The organism is Cellulophaga baltica, assembly GCF_900102165.1.
GTDB classification, from domain to species: domain Bacteria; phylum Bacteroidota; class Bacteroidia; order Flavobacteriales; family Flavobacteriaceae; genus Cellulophaga; species Cellulophaga baltica.
In genome coordinates this window covers 376954-398222 of the sequence record NZ_FNBD01000002.1, presented here as the reverse complement: position 1 = coordinate 398222, position 21269 = coordinate 376954, and the positions used below count along the sequence as shown (strand labels likewise).

The 21269-nt window shown below is 34.1% G+C and carries 17 protein-coding genes; 10 read left to right on the top strand and 7 right to left on the bottom strand.

The features are described from left to right. The first annotated feature begins 47 nt into the window (after positions 1 to 47). The 6 genes from carA (at position 48) to ctlX (ending at position 7690) form a co-directional block, all read left to right on the top strand. Positions 48 to 1160 carry a glutamine-hydrolyzing carbamoyl-phosphate synthase small subunit gene (carA, locus tag BLQ19_RS04850; protein WP_029445352.1) on the top strand — a complete coding sequence of 371 codons (1113 nt, stop codon included), beginning with the start codon at positions 48 to 50 and terminating at the stop codon, positions 1158 to 1160. 116 nt (positions 1161 to 1276) lie between these two features. Beyond that, the gene (gene eno, locus BLQ19_RS04845) at positions 1277 to 2572 is read left to right on the top strand and encodes a phosphopyruvate hydratase (RefSeq protein ID WP_024479374.1); all 1296 of its coding nucleotides are present in this window, start codon (positions 1277 to 1279) and stop codon (positions 2570 to 2572) included. Positions 2573 to 2698: 126 nt separating this feature from the next. After that, the gene (locus BLQ19_RS04840) at positions 2699 to 4240 is read left to right on the top strand and encodes a glycogen synthase (protein WP_074537589.1); all 1542 of its coding nucleotides are present in this window, start codon (positions 2699 to 2701) and stop codon (positions 4238 to 4240) included. 137 nt (positions 4241 to 4377) lie between these two features. Then, entirely contained in the window at positions 4378 to 5661 is a 1284-nt protein-coding gene (locus BLQ19_RS04835) for a citrate synthase (RefSeq protein WP_074537588.1), read from the top strand. Positions 5662 to 5781: 120 nt separating this feature from the next. Then, the gene (locus BLQ19_RS04830; protein WP_074537587.1) at positions 5782 to 6693 is read left to right on the top strand and encodes a dimethylarginine dimethylaminohydrolase family protein; all 912 of its coding nucleotides are present in this window, start codon (positions 5782 to 5784) and stop codon (positions 6691 to 6693) included. Positions 6694 to 6760: 67 nt separating this feature from the next. Further along, entirely contained in the window at positions 6761 to 7690 is a 930-nt protein-coding gene (gene ctlX, locus BLQ19_RS04825) for a citrulline utilization hydrolase CtlX (RefSeq protein WP_074537586.1), read from the top strand. Between the two features lie 4 nt (positions 7691 to 7694). Here the strand turns inward: ctlX and BLQ19_RS04820 are convergent, their stop codons facing one another. The 4 genes from BLQ19_RS04820 to BLQ19_RS04805 are packed head-to-tail and all read right to left on the bottom strand — an operon-like array spanning position 7695 to position 11250. Continuing rightward, complete coding sequence (locus BLQ19_RS04820) at positions 7695 to 9182, bottom strand: BCCT family transporter (protein WP_083332189.1); 1488 nt, start codon at positions 9180 to 9182, stop codon at positions 7695 to 7697. Position 9183: 1 nt separating this feature from the next. After that, positions 9184 to 10617 (bottom strand): SDR family oxidoreductase, encoded by a 1434-nt coding sequence (locus BLQ19_RS04815; RefSeq protein ID WP_074537585.1) that lies wholly within the window; start codon positions 10615 to 10617, stop codon positions 9184 to 9186. A 9-nt stretch (positions 10618 to 10626) separates the two neighbouring features. After that, entirely contained in the window at positions 10627 to 11052 is a 426-nt protein-coding gene (locus BLQ19_RS04810; RefSeq protein WP_024479381.1) for a hypothetical protein, read from the bottom strand. A 3-nt stretch (positions 11053 to 11055) separates the two neighbouring features. Further along, positions 11056 to 11250: a hypothetical protein gene (locus BLQ19_RS04805; RefSeq protein ID WP_024479382.1), complete on the bottom strand. Its 195-nt coding sequence runs from the start codon at positions 11248 to 11250 to the stop codon at positions 11056 to 11058. A 108-nt stretch (positions 11251 to 11358) separates the two neighbouring features. Here BLQ19_RS04805 and argS point away from each other — a divergent pair, with 108 nt between their 5' ends. Then, entirely contained in the window at positions 11359 to 13137 is a 1779-nt protein-coding gene (gene argS, locus BLQ19_RS04800; RefSeq protein WP_029447989.1) for an arginine--tRNA ligase, read from the top strand. Positions 13138 to 13152: 15 nt separating this feature from the next. Further along, positions 13153 to 13929, top strand: coding sequence for a zinc-dependent peptidase (locus tag BLQ19_RS04795; protein ID WP_074537584.1), 777 nt, complete (start codon positions 13153 to 13155; stop codon positions 13927 to 13929). Here the strand turns inward: BLQ19_RS04795 and BLQ19_RS04790 are convergent, their stop codons facing one another. From BLQ19_RS04790 to BLQ19_RS04780, 3 genes are all read right to left on the bottom strand, one after another. Continuing rightward, positions 13930 to 16485 carry a TonB-dependent receptor gene (locus BLQ19_RS04790; RefSeq protein WP_074537583.1) on the bottom strand — a complete coding sequence of 852 codons (2556 nt, stop codon included), beginning with the start codon at positions 16483 to 16485 and terminating at the stop codon, positions 13930 to 13932. After that, positions 16466 to 17374, bottom strand: coding sequence for a FecR family protein (locus BLQ19_RS04785; RefSeq protein ID WP_074537582.1), 909 nt, complete (start codon positions 17372 to 17374; stop codon positions 16466 to 16468). Before BLQ19_RS04785 ends, BLQ19_RS04790 begins: the two co-directional genes overlap by 20 nt. An 83-nt stretch (positions 17375 to 17457) precedes the next feature. Beyond that, positions 17458 to 17967, bottom strand: coding sequence for an RNA polymerase sigma factor (locus BLQ19_RS04780; protein WP_074537581.1), 510 nt, complete (start codon positions 17965 to 17967; stop codon positions 17458 to 17460). A 115-nt stretch (positions 17968 to 18082) separates the two neighbouring features. Here BLQ19_RS04780 and BLQ19_RS04775 point away from each other — a divergent pair, with 115 nt between their 5' ends. Together BLQ19_RS04775 and ffh are read left to right on the top strand one after the other, a co-directional pair. Beyond that, the gene (locus tag BLQ19_RS04775; protein ID WP_074537580.1) at positions 18083 to 19792 is read left to right on the top strand and encodes a hypothetical protein; all 1710 of its coding nucleotides are present in this window, start codon (positions 18083 to 18085) and stop codon (positions 19790 to 19792) included. Between the two features lie 136 nt (positions 19793 to 19928). After that, the gene (ffh, locus tag BLQ19_RS04770; protein ID WP_024479389.1) at positions 19929 to 21266 is read left to right on the top strand and encodes a signal recognition particle protein; all 1338 of its coding nucleotides are present in this window, start codon (positions 19929 to 19931) and stop codon (positions 21264 to 21266) included. Positions 21267 to 21269: the final 3 nt, after the last annotated feature.

Sequence of the window (21269 nt, the reverse complement as noted above, 5' to 3'; positions counted from 1 at the left end):
CCTTTTTTTTGTGTTATTTTGTAAAATATTTAATATAATTCCTAAAAATGAAGTATCAAACTAGAAAAAAAGCTCTTATTTTATTAGCTGATGGAACTATTTTTTATGGTAAAGCAGTAGGTGATAAAGAAGGAACAGCATTCGGGGAAGTGTGTTTTAACACTGGAATGACGGGGTATCAAGAAATATTTACGGATCCATCTTATTTTGGTCAATTGATGGTGACAACCAATGCCCATATTGGAAATTATGGAACCAATTCTGAAGAAATTGAATCTGATAGTGTTAAAATATCTGGTTTAATTTGTAAAAACTTTAGCTATACTTTTTCTAGAGCTATAGCAGACCTAAGTTTAGAAGAATTTTTAGATAATAATAAATTGTTTGCGATATCTGACGTTGATACACGAGCTCTTGTGAGTTATATTCGTGACAACGGAGCACAGAATGCAGTTATCTCAACAGAGGTTGATAATATTGATGGTCTAAAGGAGCAATTGAAAAACATTCCTAGTATGGAAGGTTTAGAATTGGCTTCTAAAGTTTCTACTAAAGAACCTTATTTCTATGGTGATGAGAATGCCCCAGTAAAAATATCAGCCTTAGATATTGGGATCAAAAAGAATATTCTTAGAAACTTAGCTAAAAGAGGTGCTTATATAAAAGTATATCCATACAATACTTCTTTTAAAGAAATGCAAGATTTTGAACCAGACGGATATTTCATTTCTAATGGCCCAGGTGATCCTGAGCCACTAACAGACGCGATTCAAACAGCTAAAGATATCATAGCAAATGATGAAACTTTGTTCGGAATATGTCTAGGACATCAAGTTATTGCCTTGGCTAATGGTATTTCAACCTATAAAATGCATAATGGTCATAGGGGAATTAACCATCCCGTTATGAATTTAATTACAGGTAAGGGGGAAATTACTTCCCAGAATCATGGCTTCGCTATTAATAGAGAAGAAACAGAGGCTAATACAGCGATTGATATTACCCATGTACATCTGAATGATAAAACTGTAGCAGGAATTAAAATGAATGCTAAGAATGTATTTTCTGTTCAATATCATCCAGAAGCGAGCCCTGGACCTCATGATGCAGAATATTTATTTGATCAGTTTTTTGATATGATTAAAGTTAAAGCCAACTAAAACGTTATAGTTTAAATAAAGGTTATTTGTCACAGTTTTTAAGGGATTGAGGGCGTTTTCTAACACCTTACTTTTGTATATTTGCTGTGTATTTCAACATTAAAATATAAAAATATATGAGTATCATAATTAGCATTCATGCAAGACAGATTTTAGATTCAAGAGGTAACCCTACTATAGAAGTAGATGTGTTTACTGAAAATGGTGTAATGGGAAGAGCTGCGGTTCCTTCTGGAGCATCAACTGGAGAACATGAAGCTGTTGAACTTCGTGATGGAGGTAAAGCTTTTATGGGTAAAGGTGTTACAAAAGCTATTGCTAATGTAAATACTGATATAGCAGAAGAAATTATCGGAATGTCTGTTTTTGAGCAAAATCTTATCGATCAAACAATGATTGAATTAGATGGAACGCCAAATAAATCAAAATTGGGTGCTAATGCTATTTTAGGTGTTTCTTTAGCGGTTGCAAAAGCAGCGGCAGAAGAATTAGGTATGCCTTTATATAGATATATTGGTGGGGTTAGTGCTAATACATTACCAGTTCCTATGATGAATATTATCAACGGTGGATCGCACTCAGATGCTCCTATTGCATTTCAAGAATTTATGGTAATGCCAGTTAAGGCAGAAAGTTTTTCTCATGCAATGCAAATGGGAACTGAAATTTTCCATAATCTTAAAAAAGTATTACATGACAGAGGTTTAAGTACTGCGGTTGGTGATGAAGGTGGTTTTGCACCAAATTTAGCCGGAGGTACAGAAGATGCTTTAGATACTATTGCAAAAGCAGTAGATAAAGCAGGATACAAACTTGGGGATGACGTAATGATCGCTTTAGATTGTGCTGCAGCTGAGTTTTATGTAGACGGAAAATACGATTATACTAAATTTGAAGGTGATACAGGGGTTATTAGAACTTCTGAAGAGCAAGCACAATACTTAGCAGATTTAGCGGCTAAATACCCAATCATATCTATCGAAGATGGTATGGATGAAAATGACTGGGATGGTTGGAAATCTTTAACAGAAAAGATTGGCGATAAAGTTCAATTAGTGGGTGATGATTTATTTGTAACTAATGTAGAGCGTCTTTCTAAAGGGATTGAAAATGGAATAGCAAATTCTATTTTGATTAAAGTAAACCAGATTGGTACCTTAACAGAAACAATTGCTGCAGTAAATATGGCTAAAAATGCAGGTTATACTTCAGTAATGTCTCACCGTTCAGGAGAAACAGAAGATAATACAATTGCAGATTTGGCTGTAGCCTTGAATACAGGTCAAATTAAGACCGGTTCTGCTTCGAGATCTGATCGTATGGCAAAATACAATCAATTGTTAAGAATTGAAGAAGAGTTAGGTAGTGTTGCTTACTATCCGAAGGATAAAGCTTTTAAGCTAAAGAAGTAATTTTATAATTATTTAAAGCCTTTCTAATTTAGAAAGGCTTTTTTTTTGAGAAAATTTTAATCTATGAATTATTATAGGAATTAAATAATTATCTTGAACATAGATTCTAATGCAATATCCTCCTAAATGAATAATTTTCTTTTTGTTGCCGCTGAAAATGATGCTATACCTAAATGTAAAGCAGGTGGAATGGGTGATGTGGTCAGAGATGTTCCGCGTCAAATTTCACGGAAGGGTGATAGTGCCCATATTGTGGTTCCCGCATATTCAAGGCTTCATAAGGATGGCGTTTTCCTTATGCATTTAAATTTTCAATTAAGAGGGCAAGATTATACGGCAGAATTGTATAGAGTTCAACCTAAAAAGGACTTTGAAAATTTAACACATTATGTAATTCATCATCCTGAAATTCAACCAGGTGATATTGCGCATATTTATCATAATGATCCTACGGAGCCTTTTTTCAATGATGCTGTAAAATATTTTATATTCTGTACAGCTGTAGCAGAAGCTGTAAACCAAAACGCATTTGGTGATTTAGATATTGTTCATCTGCATGATTGGCATTCAAGCTTACTTTTGTTTTTAAGGAAATACCATCCATCTTATGAAAAACTTAAGCAATTACGCTTTGTGTATACCATTCACAATTTGGCGATACAAGGCATAAGACCTTTTGGAGGTAATTATTCGTCTATTCAGAACTTCTTTCCGGAAATTCCTATCGATTATGATAATTTAAGAGACCATAGGTATTGGGATTGCATCAACCTAATGGCTGTAGGGGTACGGCTTGCAGATGCGGTGCATACAGTGTCTCCGTCTTATAAAGAGGATATTTTGGTGCCAAGTAATCCACCAGATTTTATTGGAGGAGAGAGTTTAGAGGCGGATTTGCAAAATGCGGACTTAGAAGGTCGGTTATTTGGTATTCTCAATGGCTCCAATTATAATAATATTAGGGCTGCTGAAAAAGGCAGGCTATATCGTAATATTATAAGAGCTTTATTTGGTTGGTTACAAGAAGAATCAAAGAAATATAAGTATGACTTTTTAGCGCATACGGGTGAGAAGATAATGGACTATGTAGAGCATAAGCCAGATTTTATTGTGTCTAGTGTAGCTAGACTAACAGAGCAGAAGTTTTATTATATTAAACATTCTCCAGAAGCTTTTATTAAGATCTTAGAAAAGTTAGCGAAGGTCAATGGTGTATTTATGTTGTTAGGAACAGGTGCTCCGGAATATGAGGAAATGTTTCGCGAAATTAGCTACAAGCACAAGAATTTTATTTTCACGAATGGCCAGTCAGAAGATCTAATCGATAGCATCTATTTAGAGTCCGATCTTTACTTTATGCCTAGCCTATTTGAACCTTGCGGAATAAGTCAAATGCTCGCTATGAGAAATGGACATCCTTGTCTAGTTCATCACACAGGAGGGTTAAAAGATACCGTTCAACATTTAAAAACAGGCTTTAGTTTTGATGGGACAACTACCGATGAGAAAATTAGAAACATGGTAGATTCTTTTGATTTGGTGTTAGATATTTTCTTAAATGATAAACCTCAATGGAAAAAAATTAAAGCGAATGCAAAAAAAGAGCGCTTTACCTGGGATAAAAGCGTCGATGAATATTATAAATTTCTTTATGCTATAACGATATAGTAGACTTTGGTCTCTATTTGTTCAAAATAAGCAAAAGAATTCTTTATTTGTTAATAATACAATAAATGATTTTTTTTGAATTGTTAATGGCACGCCTTTTTCTTAAATTTACGGAGTACTAAAAGTTAAAAAAACACATGTCAGACAAAGCTATATTAGAATACAAAGGGAATACTTATGAATTCCCTGTTATAAAAGGTACAGAGGAAGAATTAGCAATAGATATCAAAAGTTTAAGAGCAGTAACTGGAATGATCACAATTGATCCAGGCTACAAAAATACAGGCTCTTGTGAAAGTGCTATAACCTTCCTTGATGGTGAAAAAGGAATATTGCGTTACCGTGGATATTCAATTGAAGAATTAGCAGAAAAAGCAGACTTTTTAGAAGTTGCTTATTTACTAATATTCGGAGAACTTCCTAATAAAGAACAACTAGAGAAATTTCATTCAGATATAAAATCTGAGTCTCATGTAGATGAGGAAATGAAAAAAATCTTAGATGGTTTTCCTAAGTCAGCACATCCAATGGGTGTATTATCTTCTTTAACAAGTGCATTGATAGCTTTTAATCCAAGTTCTGTAAATGTAAGTTCTGAGAAAGAAATGTATTGGGCAATAGTTCGTATTATGGCTAAATTCCCAGTTTTAGTAGCTTGGACTTTACGTAAGAAAAAAGGATTGCCATTAGATTACGGAGATGACTCTTTAGGGTATGTTGAGAATATTCATAAAATGATGTTCAAGAAGCCTAATCAAGAATATAAAAAAGATAAAACTATTATTGACGCCTTAGATAAGCTTCTAATCTTACATGCAGACCACGAGCAAAACTGTTCTACTTCTACAGTACGTATAGTAGGTTCTTCTCATGCTGGTTTGTTTGCATCATTATCTGCAGGTATCTCTGCATTATGGGGACCACTTCATGGAGGTGCTAACCAAGCAGTATTAGAAATGTTAGAAGCAATTGAAGCTGATGGTGGTGATACTAAGAAGTACATGGCTAAAGCAAAAGATAAAGAAGATCCTTTTAGATTGATGGGCTTTGGTCATAGAGTATATAAAAACTTTGATCCTCGTGCTAAAATCATCAAAAAAGCAGCGGATGAAGTTTTAGGTGATTTAGGTATTGAAGATCCAATTTTATCTATTGCTCAAGGTTTAGAGAAGGAAGCATTAGAAGATCAATATTTTGTAGATAGAAAACTATATCCTAATGTAGATTTTTATTCAGGAATAATTTACAGAGCATTAGGAATCCCAACAGAAATGTTTACAGTAATGTTTGCTCTAGGTAGACTTCCGGGTTGGATTGCTCAATGGAGAGAAATGAGATTAAATGGAGAGCCAATAGGTCGTCCAAGACAAGTATATGTTGGAGAAAACTTAAGATCTTTTGTTCCGGTAGAAAAGAGATAAATTTTCTTAAAATAATATAATTCTAAACTGCCTTTTTGTTTTTTACAAAAAGGCAGTTTTTTATTATTAGATTCTTATTTTTGCGCTCAATAATTATTAATTATTCAATTTATATTTTTTATGCTTGATTTGAACATTAAGGATGAAACTTCAAAACTAAAGGCAGTCATTTTAGGAACTGCTAAAAGTTGTGGACCTACTCCAAAACCAGAAGAAGCTTACGATCCAAAATCACTAGAACATATCTTAGCAGAAACTTATCCTGTAGAAGCAGATATGATATTGGAAATGGATGCTTTTGAACACGTTTTGAAAAAACACGATGTTCAGGTTTTTAGACCAAAAATTTTGAAAGATTGTAATCAAATCTTTTCAAGAGATATAGCCTTTGTCATTGATGACTTCTTCTTTAAGGCCAATATATTACCAGACAGAGAGGAAGAGTATTTAGCTATAGGAGATGTTATTTCTCAAATAGATCCAGCAAAAGTAATTCAGCTTCCAGAAGAAGCCCATATTGAGGGTGGTGATGTAATGCCTTGGAATGATTATATTTTTATAGGAACCTACACCGCTGAAAACTATTCGCATCATATTACGGCAAGAACAAATAAGATTGCGGTAGAACATATTACGGAACTTTTCCCTCATAAGACCGTAAAAGCTTTTGAGCTTAGAAAGTCAACCAATGCAAGAGAAAATGCATTACACCTAGATTGTTGTTTTCAACCTATAGGAAAAGACAAAGCCATCTTGCATAAAAATGGTTTTCTAATAGAAGAAGAATACCAGTGGTTGCTAGATTATTTTGGAAAAGAAAACGTTTTTGAAGTTACGAGCGATGAGATGTACAATATGTTTAGCAATGTATTTTCAATTTCTCAAGAGGTCATAGTTTCAGAAAAGAATTTTACGAGATTAAATACTTGGTTAAGAGAAAAAGGCTTCACGGTAGAAGAAATACCGTATGCCGAGATTTCTAAACAAGAGGGATTATTACGCTGCAGTACGATGCCTTTAATTCGGGAATAAATTAAGTGAATTTCAATAAGAAAATGCACTTAAAAGTATAATTTTACAAGATATATTAAGGAAATTTATGCAAGTTACCAACACTATTTTAATGATTAGACCTGTCGCTTTTCGTATGAATGAGCAGACGGCTGTAAATAATTTTTTTCAAGAAGATCTTGATCTTAAAAATGTAGAAATTAATAAAAAAGCGCAAGTAGAATTTGATGCTTTTGTTGTAGCTTTAAGAGATAAAGGGATACACGTGGTCGTGGTTGACGATACTTTGAGTCCGGATACTCCTGATTCTATCTTTCCAAATAATTGGATTTCATTTCATAAAGAAGGTATCGTTGGTCTGTATCCAATGTTTGCAGAGAATAGAAGAAACGAGCGTCGTGAAGATGTCTTGGATATTTTAGAGGCAGAAGGTTTTAAAATAAATGATATTGTTGATTATACTTCGGCAGAAGACGATGATTTCTTTTTAGAAGGAACCGGTAGTATCTGTTTAGATCGATTAAATAAAAAAGCTTACTGTGCATTGTCAGACAGAGCAGATGAAGAGCTATTTATTGAGTTCTGCGAAGATTTCGATTATTTCCCTGTAATTTTCACGGCCAATCAATCCGTAGACGGTAAACGTATGCCTATCTATCATACCAATGTAATGATGGCTCTAGGGGAAACGTTCGCAATCATATGTTCTGATACTATTGATGATAAAAAAGAGCGTAAAAGTGTTTTAGATCACCTTCATAATGATGGCAAAGAGATTATAAGAATCACAGAACAACAGATGCACCAGTTTGCAGGGAATATGCTTCAAGTATTAGGAGGAGATAATAAGCGCTATTTGGTCATGAGTTCTGCGGCCTATACTAGTTTAACAGCAGATCAACTAAAAGCAATTAATGCACATTGTGAAATTATTCACAGTTCTTTAGATACGATAGAAACTTGTGGTGGTGGTAGTGCACGTTGTATGATGGCAGAAGTGTTTTTACCTAAAAAATAAAGAATTACTTTTTCTTCAAAATATCTTTTAAGAATACCCGTGCCATAAAAATGCTAAAAAAAGCAAAAGGCAAAGAGGTAATAATTAATAGTTTTTGAACGGCGGTAAGTACATCAATTTCAGGTTTTACATTCCCTAAAACTAATAATGCTATAGTGGCAATCAGAATAATTGCAGACCATAATAATCTGTGTTTTTTACTCGGGTTCTTTTTGCCACTATCCGTAAACATACTCAATACAAATACCGCAGAATCTACAGAGGTTACTAGAAAGCTAGCCAGTAGAAAAAGAGTCACCATATTTAGCATAAAGGCAAAAGGATAATTTTCGAGAAACACGAAAATGGAAGAAAAAACATTTCCAAACTCATTGTTATAACTTCCCCATGTTTCCACAAGTTCAAAAGCAGAGGATCCAAATACCGCAAACCAGAAAAAAGTTCCTAAAGAAGGAATAATTAATACCCCTAATAAAAGCTGTCTAAGCGTTCTTCCTTTTGATATTCTAGCAATAAATATTCCAGTAAATGGTGCCCATGCCAGCCAAAATGCCCAATAATAAAATGTCCAATCAGATAAGAAATTCATTCCAGGGTTATAACTTCCCAAAGCTAAACTCATAGGGATGAAATCTAGTATATAGTGATAGGTGGCACTGAAAAAGTTACTTAGAATTAATGGTATATCACTAAAAACAAACGTAAATACAAGAATACTTAGGGCTGTAATAATATTTAATTTTGATATCATCTTAATTCCTTTATTTACACCCATCCAGGCACTATAGGCGGCTATAATAACAATTATGGTGGTAAGGCCTATAGTTAGACTCAAATCAAAATCTCCCTTAAATACATGATTGATACCTCCTTTAATTTGGGTGGTTCCTAGACCTACCGCTGCAATTAATCCAAAAATGGTGGTGAGTATGGTCAGGATGTCAATTCCGTATAACAGTTTTTTGTTAGGTAAGGTATTAGAAACCGTTTCGCTAATTAAGGTCTTCTTCTTTCGGACAAATAATGCATATGCTATGACCATTGCAAACAAACCATAAAATGCCCATGCTGTAAAACCCCATTGGTAAAATGTGAATTCTAAGGCAAGAATTTCTGGAGCTAAATTTGAGGCGTACGGTGGATTTTGTTGCATATAAATAGGCTCCTGTACTGCTCTTAATAAGATTCCTGCGCCCATTCCTGCGCTATACAGCATAGCTATCCACGACCATAAAGAATATTCTGGCTTTGCATCTTCTTTGCCCAATTTTATTTTGCCTATGGGAGAAAAAGCAATAATAAGTAAGAAAAAGACACAGGCTAAGCCTAAGTATAAATAGAAATACCCAAAATAGGTGCGTACCCATAAAGACCAATCACTGATGATATTATAGCTGCTTTCTGTAGCGAAAAAAGCAATTAGGGATAATAGCAATAATATACCAATAGAAAATGGTAGTAATGGGTTTTTTGTGCGTGCTTTAGGTGCCAAATTAGATGTTATTTTTAGTCGCAATTCCTCGAAGCATTCCTCCAAAAATAAAAAAGTGAAAAGGTAGCACACTATACCAATAGAGCCTACCGCGAAGTCCGCGAGGTCTAAATGTCGCAGTTTGGTGCAACACATTACTTTCGTCAATTTCAAATTCTAACCAAGCTTCTCCTGGTAAGCGCATTTCTGCAAATAAAAGCAAGCGTTTATTTTTTTTATCGGCAAGTAAAACGCGCCAAAAATCAAGGGCGTCACCCGTATAAATCCTGTCTGGATGTGTTCTTCCGCGGCGCAACCCAACACCGCCAGAGAGTTTGTCCATAAAACCCCTTAGTTTCCACAACCAATTGGCATAGTACCAACCTGTTTCGCCGCCAATTTTCCAGATGTTCTGCAATGCTAATTCAGGATCATCAACTTTCATTGATTTTTTATCGGTAAGGACACCGTATTTGGGAACTTGTATATGTTTTTCTAAATTTTTTCTGAAACGCCCACTAATCATACTATCCTTCCAGCTACTCACTACTAAATTCTGTTCAATTTTTTTGAACGCCATGTCTATAGCCTCCATGTAGGAGAAAGGAGTTATTTCTAATAGGTCTTGAAGACGCTGATCTTTTGCAACAACTTCCATTTTCATACTATCTACAAGATTAATAGCAAGCTTGTAAGAAGTAGACGTAACAAAATATAACCAGTAGGAAGATAGTTTTGGAGTCATGATTGGTACCGTAACAATCCAATTTTTAAAACCTCTAGCTTTTGCGTACTGGTGAAGCATTTCTTTATAGGTGAGTACATCAGGGCCCGCAATATCGAAAGAATCGTTATACGTTTCTTTATGACCAATTACGCCTGTTAGGTAGGAGATTACATCTCTTATGGCAATAGGTTGTGTTTTTGTCAGTACCCATTTTGGAGTAATCATAAAGGGTAATTTCTCACATAAATCACGGATAATCTCAAAAGAGGAACTCCCTGATCCAACAATTATTCCGGCTCTTAAAACGGTAAGATTAAAATTCCCATGGTAGAGAATGTCTTCAACATTTTTTCTAGAACTTAAATGTTTGGATAGTTCTGTGTCATTAACTATTCCGCTTAAGTAAATTACTTGTTGCACAGTTGTTTCTGCTAAATAAGCATTGAAATTGTGTGCTGTTATGGCTTCTTGTTTATCAAAATCTTGAGTAGAAGAACTCATAGAATGTATTAAGAAGTAAGCAATATCTATATCTTTTGGTATTTTTCCAGACGAAAAATCTTCTAGTAAATCTAATTCTATAACTTCTATTTGTGCTCTAGTTTCTTTATCTACAGATAAGCGGCGCTCATTACGTACAGCACATACTACCTCATGACCTAACTCCAAAAGCTGTGGCAATAATCGCATGCCAATATAGCCATTTGCGCCAGTGAGAAGTATTTTCATAGGGTAGTTTTAAAGATCTGTTATAGAAGTGGGGGTATTTTCGATTTTAAAATCGAGGATTTTTTTAAAATAATTTTGGATTGCTTTGGTGTCAGATTTCACTTTAATGAAATAATGATCTTTGTAAATAGAATATACCGCAAAATCTCCTTTGTAAATGGTGAGTTTGTAATATGGAATTACTAAAGCAAAAGTTTCTAACAATGATCTAAAGCGAACAATGATTCCCTTTGGTCGCAACTCTACGTTGCAAGAATCTGTATTGTTATCTAGAAGTAATAGATTACGTATTTCAATGCTTGTTTCCGTAATAAATAGCTTAGGAGAGCCAATTCCTTTCATAGCCCACCGCTCTTTTAGCGTAAAAGGCTTACCTACTAGTTTATCTACTTTGCGGGTAATTTCTTTGTTATTGTAGGATACATTAACAAGCATAGATTAGAGTTTTCTGTTTACAGGAACTTTTCTGCCATCAACACGTTGCGCTATGTATTGAACTTTCTTACCAGATGAATCGTTGTCGTCTTTGCAAAATGATGCTATAATCTCATTGAAAAAAGTAGCTATTGATACTGCTATCTGCCTTAAACGAGAAGAACTTAGTTGCGCAATTACTTTTTGTATATCTACCATGATGCAATTTTTCTTATAAAGTTACGCAATTAGGAGTTGTTTAAGTCTTAATATACTATTAAAAGGACAAAAAATGTTTAGTTTTGCAGATTGATAAGTCAAATAATCATGAATATCCAGAACGTATTAGAAACTAAGGTAAAAGAAGCGGTTTCAACATTATTTAAAGCAGAATTACCATCGGTTGAATTTCAACCAACACGTAAAGATTTTGAGGGCGATATCACGATCGTTGTATTCCCAATGTTACGTGTTGTAAAAGGTAATCCGGTACAGATAGGAAATGATATTGGTGCTTATTTAGTAGCGCAAGTTGAGGAAATTATTGGGTTTAATGTAATCAAAGGATTCTTAAATCTGGTAATTAGCGACGCATATTACTTGGCAGATTTTAAAACGATTGATGCGAATACAACTTTTGGTCATGTAGCTCCAGATACGGCAAACGCTGTTATGGTAGAATATTCTTCACCAAATACAAATAAACCCTTGCATTTAGGGCATATCAGAAATAATTTATTAGGTTATTCTGTTGCGGAAATATTAAAAGCATCAGGAAAAAAAGTATATAAAACTCAAATTATCAATGATCGAGGAATACATATTTGTAAAAGTATGTTGGCTTGGCAAAAATTTGGTAAAGGAGAAACACCAGAAGGTGCAGGATTAAAAGGTGATAAGTTGGTGGGAAACTACTATGTAGCCTTTGATAAAGCTTATAAGGAAGAGGTTGCTACTTTAATAGCTAATGGAACGGCTAAAGAAGTTGCAGAAAAAGAAGCGCCAATTTTAGTAGAAGCACAACAAATGCTTCTAAAATGGGAAGCTGGAGATGAGGATGTTGTAGCGCTTTGGAAAACTATGAACCAATGGGTGTATGCGGGTTTTGAAGTTACTTATAAGAATTTAGGAGTAGATTTTGATACCTTATATTATGAGAGTGACACGTATTTACTAGGAAAAGATGTTGTTGCTGCTGGCTTAGAAAAAGGAGTTTTCTTTAAAAAAGAAGATGGTAGTGTTTGGATAGATTTGACAGACGAAGGTCTTGATGAAAAGATTGTATTGCGTTCAGATGGTACGGCAGTCTATATGACTCAAGATATTGGTACGGCTATACAACGTGTAAAAGACCATCCTGATGTTAGTGGTATGGTGTATACCGTTGGGAATGAGCAAGATTATCATTTTAAAGTGTTGTTTTTAATTTTAAAGAAATTAGGTTTCTCTTGGTCAGAGAATTTATTCCATTTGAGTTATGGGATGGTAGATTTGCCAAGTGGAAAGATGAAAAGTAGAGAGGGTACTGTTGTAGATGCAGATGATTTAATGCAAGATATGACAACTACTGCGGGCGAAATTTCTCAAGAATTAGGAAAGCTCGAAGATTATTCTGCTGATGAAAAGCAAGATTTATATAAAATGATTGGCTTGGGGGCATTAAAATATTACATTTTAAAGGTAGATCCTAAAAAGCGCATCTTATTTAATCCGGAAGAATCCGTAGATTTTCAAGGAAATACAGGTCCGTTTATTCAGTATACCTATGCAAGAATACAATCTATTCTACGCAAGGCAGATGAATTAAAGTTGAATGGTTTTGATGGCTTGAAAGAACTTCATGCAAAAGAAAAAGAATTAATTAAACAATTACAAGGGTATCCAGAGACCATTCAATTGGCAGCAGCTAACTATAGTCCAGCATTGGTTGCTAATTATACGTATGATTTGGTGAAAGAGTTTAACTCATTTTACCAGAATGTATCTATCTTAGGAGAGGAAGATGCGGCTAAGAAAGCATTTAGAGTGCAATTGTCTAAAAAGGTGAGTGATGTTATACAGTCTTCTTTTAAATTATTAGGAATAGAAGTTCCTCAACGCATGTAAATTAAAGTAAGAAATATGTGGGTACCTGTTTTTGCTATCATTGTAATAGCGGCATATTTCTTATATATTTTACGTTATGCTTATCGCATATATTTCACGGAATTAGACCCGTTAACCATTTCAGAAAAGAAAATTATTCTTAATAATTTTCCAGTCTATAAAAAGCTATCAAATAATCAGAAGCAAAAATTTGAGTATCGATTACTTCGGTTTAGAAGAGATAAGCAATTTGTATTTCATGGTTTAACGCCGCGACAAGAAGATATGGCGTTGCTTTTAAGTGCTACGGCTACTATTTTAACCTTAGGCTTAAAAAGATATAAGATTCCCGCTATAGAGCGGGTAATCATTTATCCAAATCAATATTTTTCTAAACTTAACCGTCAGAACCATATCGGCGAATACAATCCAGGTTTAAAAACCATTGTTTTTTCTGCAGAACATGTAAAGCAAGGGTTTGAGATCCCTAATGATAATAAAAATCTAGGAGTTCATGAGTTTGCCCATGCTTTAAGCTTTAATGCTGTGTTAGAGCGTAATCCTGAGAATAGGAATTTTAGAAAGCATATGGATCTACTAGCCTCCGTGTACAGTTCTACTTTATTTCAACAAAAATTTGAAGAAAGCACTTATTTTAGAGCCTATAGTAAAACAAATGTTCAAGAGTTTTTTGCTGTTGCTGTAGAAAATTATGTAGAAACTCCTTTAGAATTTAGGCAAGAGTTTCCTGAAATATATTTGATTTTGAGAAAGATGCTGAATTTTGATTTCCAGAAACCTTTTGAGGTCTAATTAGAAGAACATTCGGAAACTAAAATTAGGAGTAATTCCTAATGAAACACTCTCCACAGTTTCTATTTCATCTTGGTCATTTAAGCGGTAATATCTATTCAGGATGTTTTTATGGTCTAATATGTTTAACAGCGATGCGCCTACAGATGCTTTTATATTTTGATTTATTTTAAAATTATAAATTGCAGAGGCATCTATGCGCAAGTATGCTGGTAATCTACTATTATTGGCATCTTCGTAATTTATAGTATTCGGAAAAACTAAGGTATTTATGGCGTTTCCATTTTCTTGAGGCTTGGTATAGGGCCTTCCGGTTCTATGGTTAAGGCCAAGGCCTAACTTTAGATGTTCATACGTATAGGTGCTCGCAAAAGTGATGGTATGTCTAATGTCTAAATTATTAGGAAATGTACTGGGGTTCAATAAATCAAACGTATAATCATTTTTATTATAGGTATAGGTTAGCCAGTTACTTAGATTCTTTGTTTTGTGGTTGATTAAGAATTCGACTCCTCTAGCAGCGTAGGTTCCAATTTCACCATTAAATTGATCTTCATTTTGAAACCCTTGAGTGGTGGTGCTAATACCATTAACATATTTATAAAACCCTTCTATGCCAATATAGATTTTATTTTTATCGTAATTGACGCCCAACGAAACTTGTTTGCTTCTGGTAATTGGTAGGTCTTCTTCATTTGCTAAAACCCATCTTCGTTTTTCAATTCCTAGAAAATTTTGTTTTAAATCAATAACCTGGTTGGTGGTCTGGTTTTTAAATTCGCCTTGTAAATCTACCTTAAGGTTGCGGGCTAATTTGTAATTTAGGTTTAGCCGTGGTTCTAAAATAAGCTTTTCAAAAGTGCCTAAATTTTCTGCGTAGTTTGCGCGTAAGCCCGCTCTGGCCCAAAGTTTTTTATTTTCAGAGGCGTAGGTAAGTTCTGAAAATAGGGCGTGCGTTCTAATAACCCCTTTTATATTACTTCGGAATGGGGGTTGCGTTACATTCGTAAAATTTATAATTCCCACTTCTTTAAAATCATATCCATTTTTCCAAGCCAATTGTTCAGAGAAATGGTAGTTAGATGTGAGTTGAATGGCAGTTTCTAATACTTCGTTATTTTGAAGTAACTGTTGATCGTTTTCTGAATTGAAATTTTCAGAATCTAAATGGTAAGAGGTGTAATACGCATTTAGCTGTGTAGAGAAATTAGAATTCCATGTGCTTTCTAAATAACCGCCGATAGAAAAATTGGTTTGCATTAGTTTACTATTGGTTGTTTCTTGAGTGTTGGTATTTAAAACGGTATATTCTAATAAATTATTGATGGCAATAAAGCTTACACGTGCTTTATGTTTCTGTGAAATATCATATAATAGTTTACCCGTAAAATCATAAAAATAGAAGTCTTCGCTTCTAGCTATATTTTCTTGTTCAGGTTCATTGCCTTTAATTTCAGTATCCTGAAAAGCTCTTTCATAAAACTGGTTGTACGTAGGAGTGTTTAAAAGATCTGTGATAGAACGTCTTCCTGAAAATTGAAATGCCAGATTTTCTTTAAGCGGAATTTGACCGTAGACATCACCACTTAATAAATTAATCCCTGCGCCACCATATAATTCGTCGGTAATCGTATTCTTTGTTCGCATGTCCAAAATACTACTAACTCCATCTCCGTAAGCGGCACTTGAACCATTTTTTATCAGAGTGACTTTATCCGTTAAATAGGGGTTGAATGCAGATATTAAGCCAAAGAAGTGTCCAGATTGATACATTTTTATACCCTCCCAGAGTATCAAGTTTTGGTCATTGGTACCGCCACGAACATTAATATCAGAAACGGTTTCGTCAATACTTTTTATTCCGGGTAGTGCTTGTACGGTTTGTAGAACATCGGGTTCTATTAAACCAGGGAGAATTCCAAAATTGTCAGTATGTAATACAATACTGGCATCATCTTGTTTTTCTAATCCAGTAGTTAAAAACTTATAGATAATAACTTCATCTAATTGTTGAATATTTTGAGCTAATGCTATAATTTGACAAGGCCCTTCCTGGTCTAATTCTTCTGCTTTTATAAACAGGGGTTTAAAACCTACATGTCTAATTTCAAGAATAGAGCTTTTAGGGATGTTACTTAAATAAAAAGCCCCAGTGTCATCTGTAATGGTAGTTATACCTTGTTCTAAAACTTTAATCGTGGCATTGTGTAAGGTGTTTTGCTCAAAATTATCTAGAACTTTCGCGCAAATAGAAATTACCTTTTTGGAAATAGTATAGTATCTATTGTCTATTTTTTTTAAATCTAAGGATATTTCTGTTTCAATATAATGTATGGCGGCTTCAAGTTTATTGAATTCTTGAGGAACAATAGAAAAGGCATTAATGGTGTTGTCTGCGAATGAAAATTTTACAGAAAAGGTTTCTTCTAGTTGATTTAAATACGTTCTAAGCGAAACCTGTGCAGCCCTATTTTCCTGCCCCGAGATTTTTAAGGAGGAGAGAAATATAACGGCAATTAAAAATATAGTTACTATACTACTCAGCGTTTTTAGCATGCAAAATCACTTTATTCCCCTCTAAAGTATATGTTATGTTATTTGGAACACAGATACTTTTTAATGCCGAATCTATATTTTTATTGGTGAAAGTTCCTGTGAACAAGGTGTTCGTATTTATAGAACTAGAGCTTATTGTAACATTATATTGACGTTCTAGTTCTGCTAAAACAAAGTTTAATGGAATACTGGTAAAGGTACTTTCGTTGGTGATCCAAGAAGGCTTATCTGTTTTAGGTGCTTCTGTAGGAATAATTTTATCATTCAAAACTAGGAATGAAGTTCCTGCTGGTAATTTCAGTGTCTTGTTTTTATACGTAACGCTAACTAAGCCTTCAAAGCAGGTAACTTTAAAATAATTAGGCCTATTAGTAACATTAAATTGAGTTCCTAAGACTTGAATGGTTCCGGAAGAAGTTTCTACTGTGAATTTTTTCCCTTTGGCCACTTTAAAATAAGCTTCCCCATTAAGGGTAAGGTGCCTTTTTTGGTCCCAGTTTTTGATGCTATAATCCATTTGTGAATCTGCATTTAAAACCACTTCTGAAGCATCTGGTAAAGTAATAAGTTCTGTTTGTGCTAGGGCTGTTTCTACATGTTCATTGGTATTCATAAAGAAATAAGCTCCGGCAATAAATAGCACGATAGCCGCCGCTATACGCGTAAATATCTTTGAAGGGTTAAGCTTTACAACTTTTCCTTTTGTGGTTTTACGAGCTAGTTTATTTTCAGCAAATGCCTTTTCAATATCAAATTCAGGCGTTTCTAGGGAGCTAGAAACAGTAGCAATTTTTTTGTACGAAGCATACTCGTCAGACTTTTTAAAAGCCTCGAGTTCAGCATCCGTTAATTCGTTGTTCAGCCATTTGGCTAAGTAATTTTCTTGCATAATTTATGCTTTATATAGCTATAACACTCTGCAGGGCAAAAACCCTACTATTTTTATTAATATTAATCCACCATTCGACAAATTTAGATTCCGTCAATTTTTTCCCGCAATGATTTCAATGCTAAATGCATTCTTTTTTCAATGGCTTTGACACTAACTCCTTCCAGCTCCGCAATCTCTTTATATTTTTTTCCATCAATTCTATTCAACAAAAAAGTACTACGTTGGTTTTCTGGTAAATCTGATAAGGCTTGTTCTAATTTTAATTTAAATTGTTTTTCTTCCAAAAGAAATTCAGGAGACTCATGAGTAACTTCTAACGTTTCTTTAGCATGCTTAAAGCGCACTTTTTCGGCCTTAAGTACATTTAAATACAAATTATTAGCAACCGTATATACGAACGACTTCGCTTTTTCTGGAGCAACTTTCTTACAATTTTCCCAAAGTTTTATAAATGCTTCTTGTACAACATCATAGGCTTTCTCTTCGTTTCCGTATTTATAATATAGGTAGTTAAAAACCGTTTTAGAATTGGTTTTAAATAATTCATTATAAACTTGTTCCTCACAAACGTTTTGTTTTGGTGTATCCATCAATCAATTATCAAAAAGTATTTTTCAAAGGTATTTTAAAAATAATTAAAAGTTTTGGTAGGGTTTTTAAAACGTGAGTTGTTTTAATGGTATAATAACAAAAAACCAAATCATTATGAAAAATGTGTTTAAAAATTTTGCATTTATAGGCCTATTGATAAGTGCATTATTTATTTCTTCTTGTCAAGAAGAATTTGAAGAGCTTCCAGATTCGGAAGAACAGTCAACAATTACAGCAAGTTCTAGCACTGCTAAGTTAATTATAGATGCGTCTGCTAACGATGGTTCCTATGATAATATCGTAGATGGCGCTAGTTGTTTAGCGGTACAATTTCCATATAGCGTTTTAGTGAATGGCTTAGAACTAAGGATAGATTCTATAGAAGATTTAAAATTAATTGAAACTATTTTTGATCAATTAGAAGATGATAGTGACCTACTTACTATTGTTTTTCCTATAAAAATTATCTTATCAGATTATACCGAAATTGAAATTTCAAATGCGGCTGCTTTAGAAGAATTAGCAAAAGACTGTATTGAGAATGGTGCTGATGATGATATAGAATGTATTGATTTTGTGTATCCATTAACCTTTTTTACCTACGATACAAATAGCCAGCAAACAGGAAGTGTTGCTGTAGAAAGTGATAAAGAATTAAGATTTTTCTTCAAGGATTTAGGGGATAACGATGTGGTAAGTTTAAATTTCCCTGTTTCCTTAAAATCATATGATGAAACGATAATAACAGTAAATTCTACCGAAGCGTTAGCACTGGCCTTAAACAATGCGAAAGATTCTTGTGATGAGGATGATGATGATGATTACAATGATGATGATTTTAGCAAGGAAGAATTAGATGCTTATTTAATAGACTGCGGCTTTTTAGTAAAAGAAGTTAAAAGATATAATCAATATCAAACAGAACAATATTTTTCTTATACCATGAATTTTAAGGCAGATGGTACTGTAAAAGTGTATAGCAGCTTAGGGAATCTTTTTGAAGGTACTTGGAGCACAAGTGCTAATGATGATGGTGTTTTATTGAACTTAGAAATTTATGAGCTTGTAGATTTTTCATTAGAATGGTCTGTATACGAATTGGAAGCGGGGAGAATAAAGCTTTTTGAAAGTGATGGAGATCGAATTATTCTTAAAAAAGATTGTGACGTACCAGAGGGCAATTCAAATGAGGAACTAGAGGTTGTACTAGAACAATGTAAATGGAAGTTTGCTGTTCCTAGTAGTTCAAGTATTGGATTATATACTATTAAGTTTTTAGAAAATGGAGCTGTAAAATTTGTAGATGACAATGGGGAATTTTTTGAGATAGACACCTATGCCACTTGGGCCATAGTTAATAATTCTATTGTGTTCTACAATATAAACCAAGAGTTGATTGCTGAAAGATGGAAGATTACTGGAAGTTCTAATGCCCAATTAAGTATTGAAATTTATAACGAGAACGAGTTAATTTATGAGAATGTGTTGCTAAGAGATTGTGAAGATCTTAGCACCGTTTGTGAAGAGGCGTATATTTATGATGTCATTCAATCTTGCAGATGGACGATCACAAATCTTGATGGTACTTTCTTTGATGCGCTAGATATAGATTTCTCTAATGAGAACATTCATGTGTACAATGCCAATGAAGAAGTAGTTGAAGAGGGTAATTGGGAAATATCCGGTGCTGTGTTAAAGTTTAATGATCTTTCTATGGCCTTAGCAAATTATGTTGGTGAATGGACGGTTATAGCATGTGCCGATAATTTATTTAAAATACAAAGAGGAGAAGAAGTCCTCCTTTTAACCAAAACATGTAACTAAGAATTTAGGTTTCAGATTTGAAAAAGGGCAGCTGTAAAAAAGCTGCCTTTTTTTTGTGCATATATTTTTGCAATCTAACTTCGGACTTCCCATTGTTATTATTAAATTTGCAGCACTTGATAATTAAGGTAATACTATGTTTGATAATTTAAGCGAAAAGTTAGATAAAGCACTTCATGTTCTAAAAGGGCATGGTCAAATCACAGAAATTAATGTTGCAGAAACTTTAAAAGAGGTTCGACGCGCTTTATTAGATGCCGATGTCAATTTTAAAATAGCGAAAGAATTTACCAATACGGTAAAAGAAAAAGCGCTAGGTCAAGACGTTTTAACAGCGTTGCAGCCAGGTCAGTTAATGGTGAAGTTGGTAAAAGACGAGCTTACCCAGTTGATGGGTGGAGACGTGGAAGGAATCAATTTATCTGGAGACCCCTCTGTAGTGTTAATGTCTGGTTTACAAGGTTCTGGTAAAACTACTTTTTCTGGAAAACTTGCTAGTTACCTAAAAACTAAAAAAACTAAAAAGCCATTATTAGTAGCTTGTGATGTTTATCGCCCAGCGGCAGTTGATCAGTTACATGTAGTTGGTGATCAAATAGGAGTTGAGGTTTTCTCTGACCGCGGCAATACAGATCCTGTAGCTATTTCAAAAGCAGGTATTGCGTATGCAAAAGCAAATGGTCATAATGTAGTGATCATTGATACTGCTGGTCGTTTGGCGGTAGATGAAGAGATGATGAATGAAATTGCTAACATTCATAAAGCAATTAACCCTCAAGAAACATTATTTGTTGTAGATGCTATGACAGGGCAAGATGCTGTAAATACAGCAAAAGCCTTTAATGATATTTTAAATTTTGACGGGGTTATCCTTACCAAATTAGATGGTGATACTCGTGGTGGAGCAGCAATCTCTATTAAATCTGTTGTAAATAAGCCAATTAAATTTATTGGTACAGGAGAAAAAATGGATGCTATTGATGTCTTCTATCCTGCACGTATGGCAGAACGTATCTTAGGGATGGGTGATGTTGTGTCACTTGTAGAAAGAGCTCAAGAGCAGTTTGATGAAGAGGAGAGTCGTAAAATTCAAAAGAAAATTGCTAAAAATCAATTTGGTTTTGATGACTTTTTAAGTCAGATTCAGCAAATTAAGAAAATGGGTAGCATCAAAGATCTTATGGGGATGATTCCTGGTGCTGGTAAGGCATTGAAAGGTTTAGATATTGATGATGATGCCTTTAAACATGTAGAGGCTATTATTCATTCGATGACTCCGTTAGAAAGAGCTACGCCCGCAAAATTAGATGCCAGTAGAAAAAAACGTATTGCTAAAGGTAGTGGAAGATCTATCCAAGAAATAAACCAATTGCTAAAACAATTTGATCAGATGAGTAAGATGATGAAAATGATGCAAGGCGGTGGCGGCAAAAAGATGATGCAAATGATGGGTGCAATGAAAGGCATGCAATAAGTA

Excerpts from the sequence above, each read along its gene's own strand:
- carA (WP_029445352.1), top strand. The coding sequence starts at position 48 with ATGAAGTATCAAACTAGAAAAAAAGCTCTTATTTTATTAGCTGATGGA.
- eno (WP_024479374.1), top strand. The coding sequence starts at position 1,277 with ATGAGTATCATAATTAGCATTCATGCAAGACAGATTTTAGATTCAAGA.
- BLQ19_RS04840 (WP_074537589.1), top strand. The coding sequence starts at position 2,699 with ATGAATAATTTTCTTTTTGTTGCCGCTGAAAATGATGCTATACCTAAA.
- BLQ19_RS04835 (WP_074537588.1), top strand. The coding sequence starts at position 4,378 with ATGTCAGACAAAGCTATATTAGAATACAAAGGGAATACTTATGAATTC.
- BLQ19_RS04830 (WP_074537587.1), top strand. The coding sequence starts at position 5,782 with ATGCTTGATTTGAACATTAAGGATGAAACTTCAAAACTAAAGGCAGTC.
- ctlX (WP_074537586.1), top strand. The coding sequence starts at position 6,761 with ATGCAAGTTACCAACACTATTTTAATGATTAGACCTGTCGCTTTTCGT.
- BLQ19_RS04815 (WP_074537585.1), bottom strand. The coding sequence starts at position 10,617 with ATGAAAATACTTCTCACTGGCGCAAATGGCTATATTGGCATGCGATTA.
- BLQ19_RS04810 (WP_024479381.1), bottom strand. The coding sequence starts at position 11,052 with ATGCTTGTTAATGTATCCTACAATAACAAAGAAATTACCCGCAAAGTA.
- BLQ19_RS04805 (WP_024479382.1), bottom strand. The coding sequence starts at position 11,250 with ATGGTAGATATACAAAAAGTAATTGCGCAACTAAGTTCTTCTCGTTTA.
- argS (WP_029447989.1), top strand. The coding sequence starts at position 11,359 with ATGAATATCCAGAACGTATTAGAAACTAAGGTAAAAGAAGCGGTTTCA.
- BLQ19_RS04795 (WP_074537584.1), top strand. The coding sequence starts at position 13,153 with ATGTGGGTACCTGTTTTTGCTATCATTGTAATAGCGGCATATTTCTTA.
- BLQ19_RS04790 (WP_074537583.1), bottom strand. The coding sequence starts at position 16,485 with ATGCTAAAAACGCTGAGTAGTATAGTAACTATATTTTTAATTGCCGTT.
- BLQ19_RS04785 (WP_074537582.1), bottom strand. The coding sequence starts at position 17,374 with ATGCAAGAAAATTACTTAGCCAAATGGCTGAACAACGAATTAACGGAT.
- BLQ19_RS04780 (WP_074537581.1), bottom strand. The coding sequence starts at position 17,967 with ATGGATACACCAAAACAAAACGTTTGTGAGGAACAAGTTTATAATGAA.
- BLQ19_RS04775 (WP_074537580.1), top strand. The coding sequence starts at position 18,083 with ATGAAAAATGTGTTTAAAAATTTTGCATTTATAGGCCTATTGATAAGT.
- ffh (WP_024479389.1), top strand. The coding sequence starts at position 19,929 with ATGTTTGATAATTTAAGCGAAAAGTTAGATAAAGCACTTCATGTTCTA.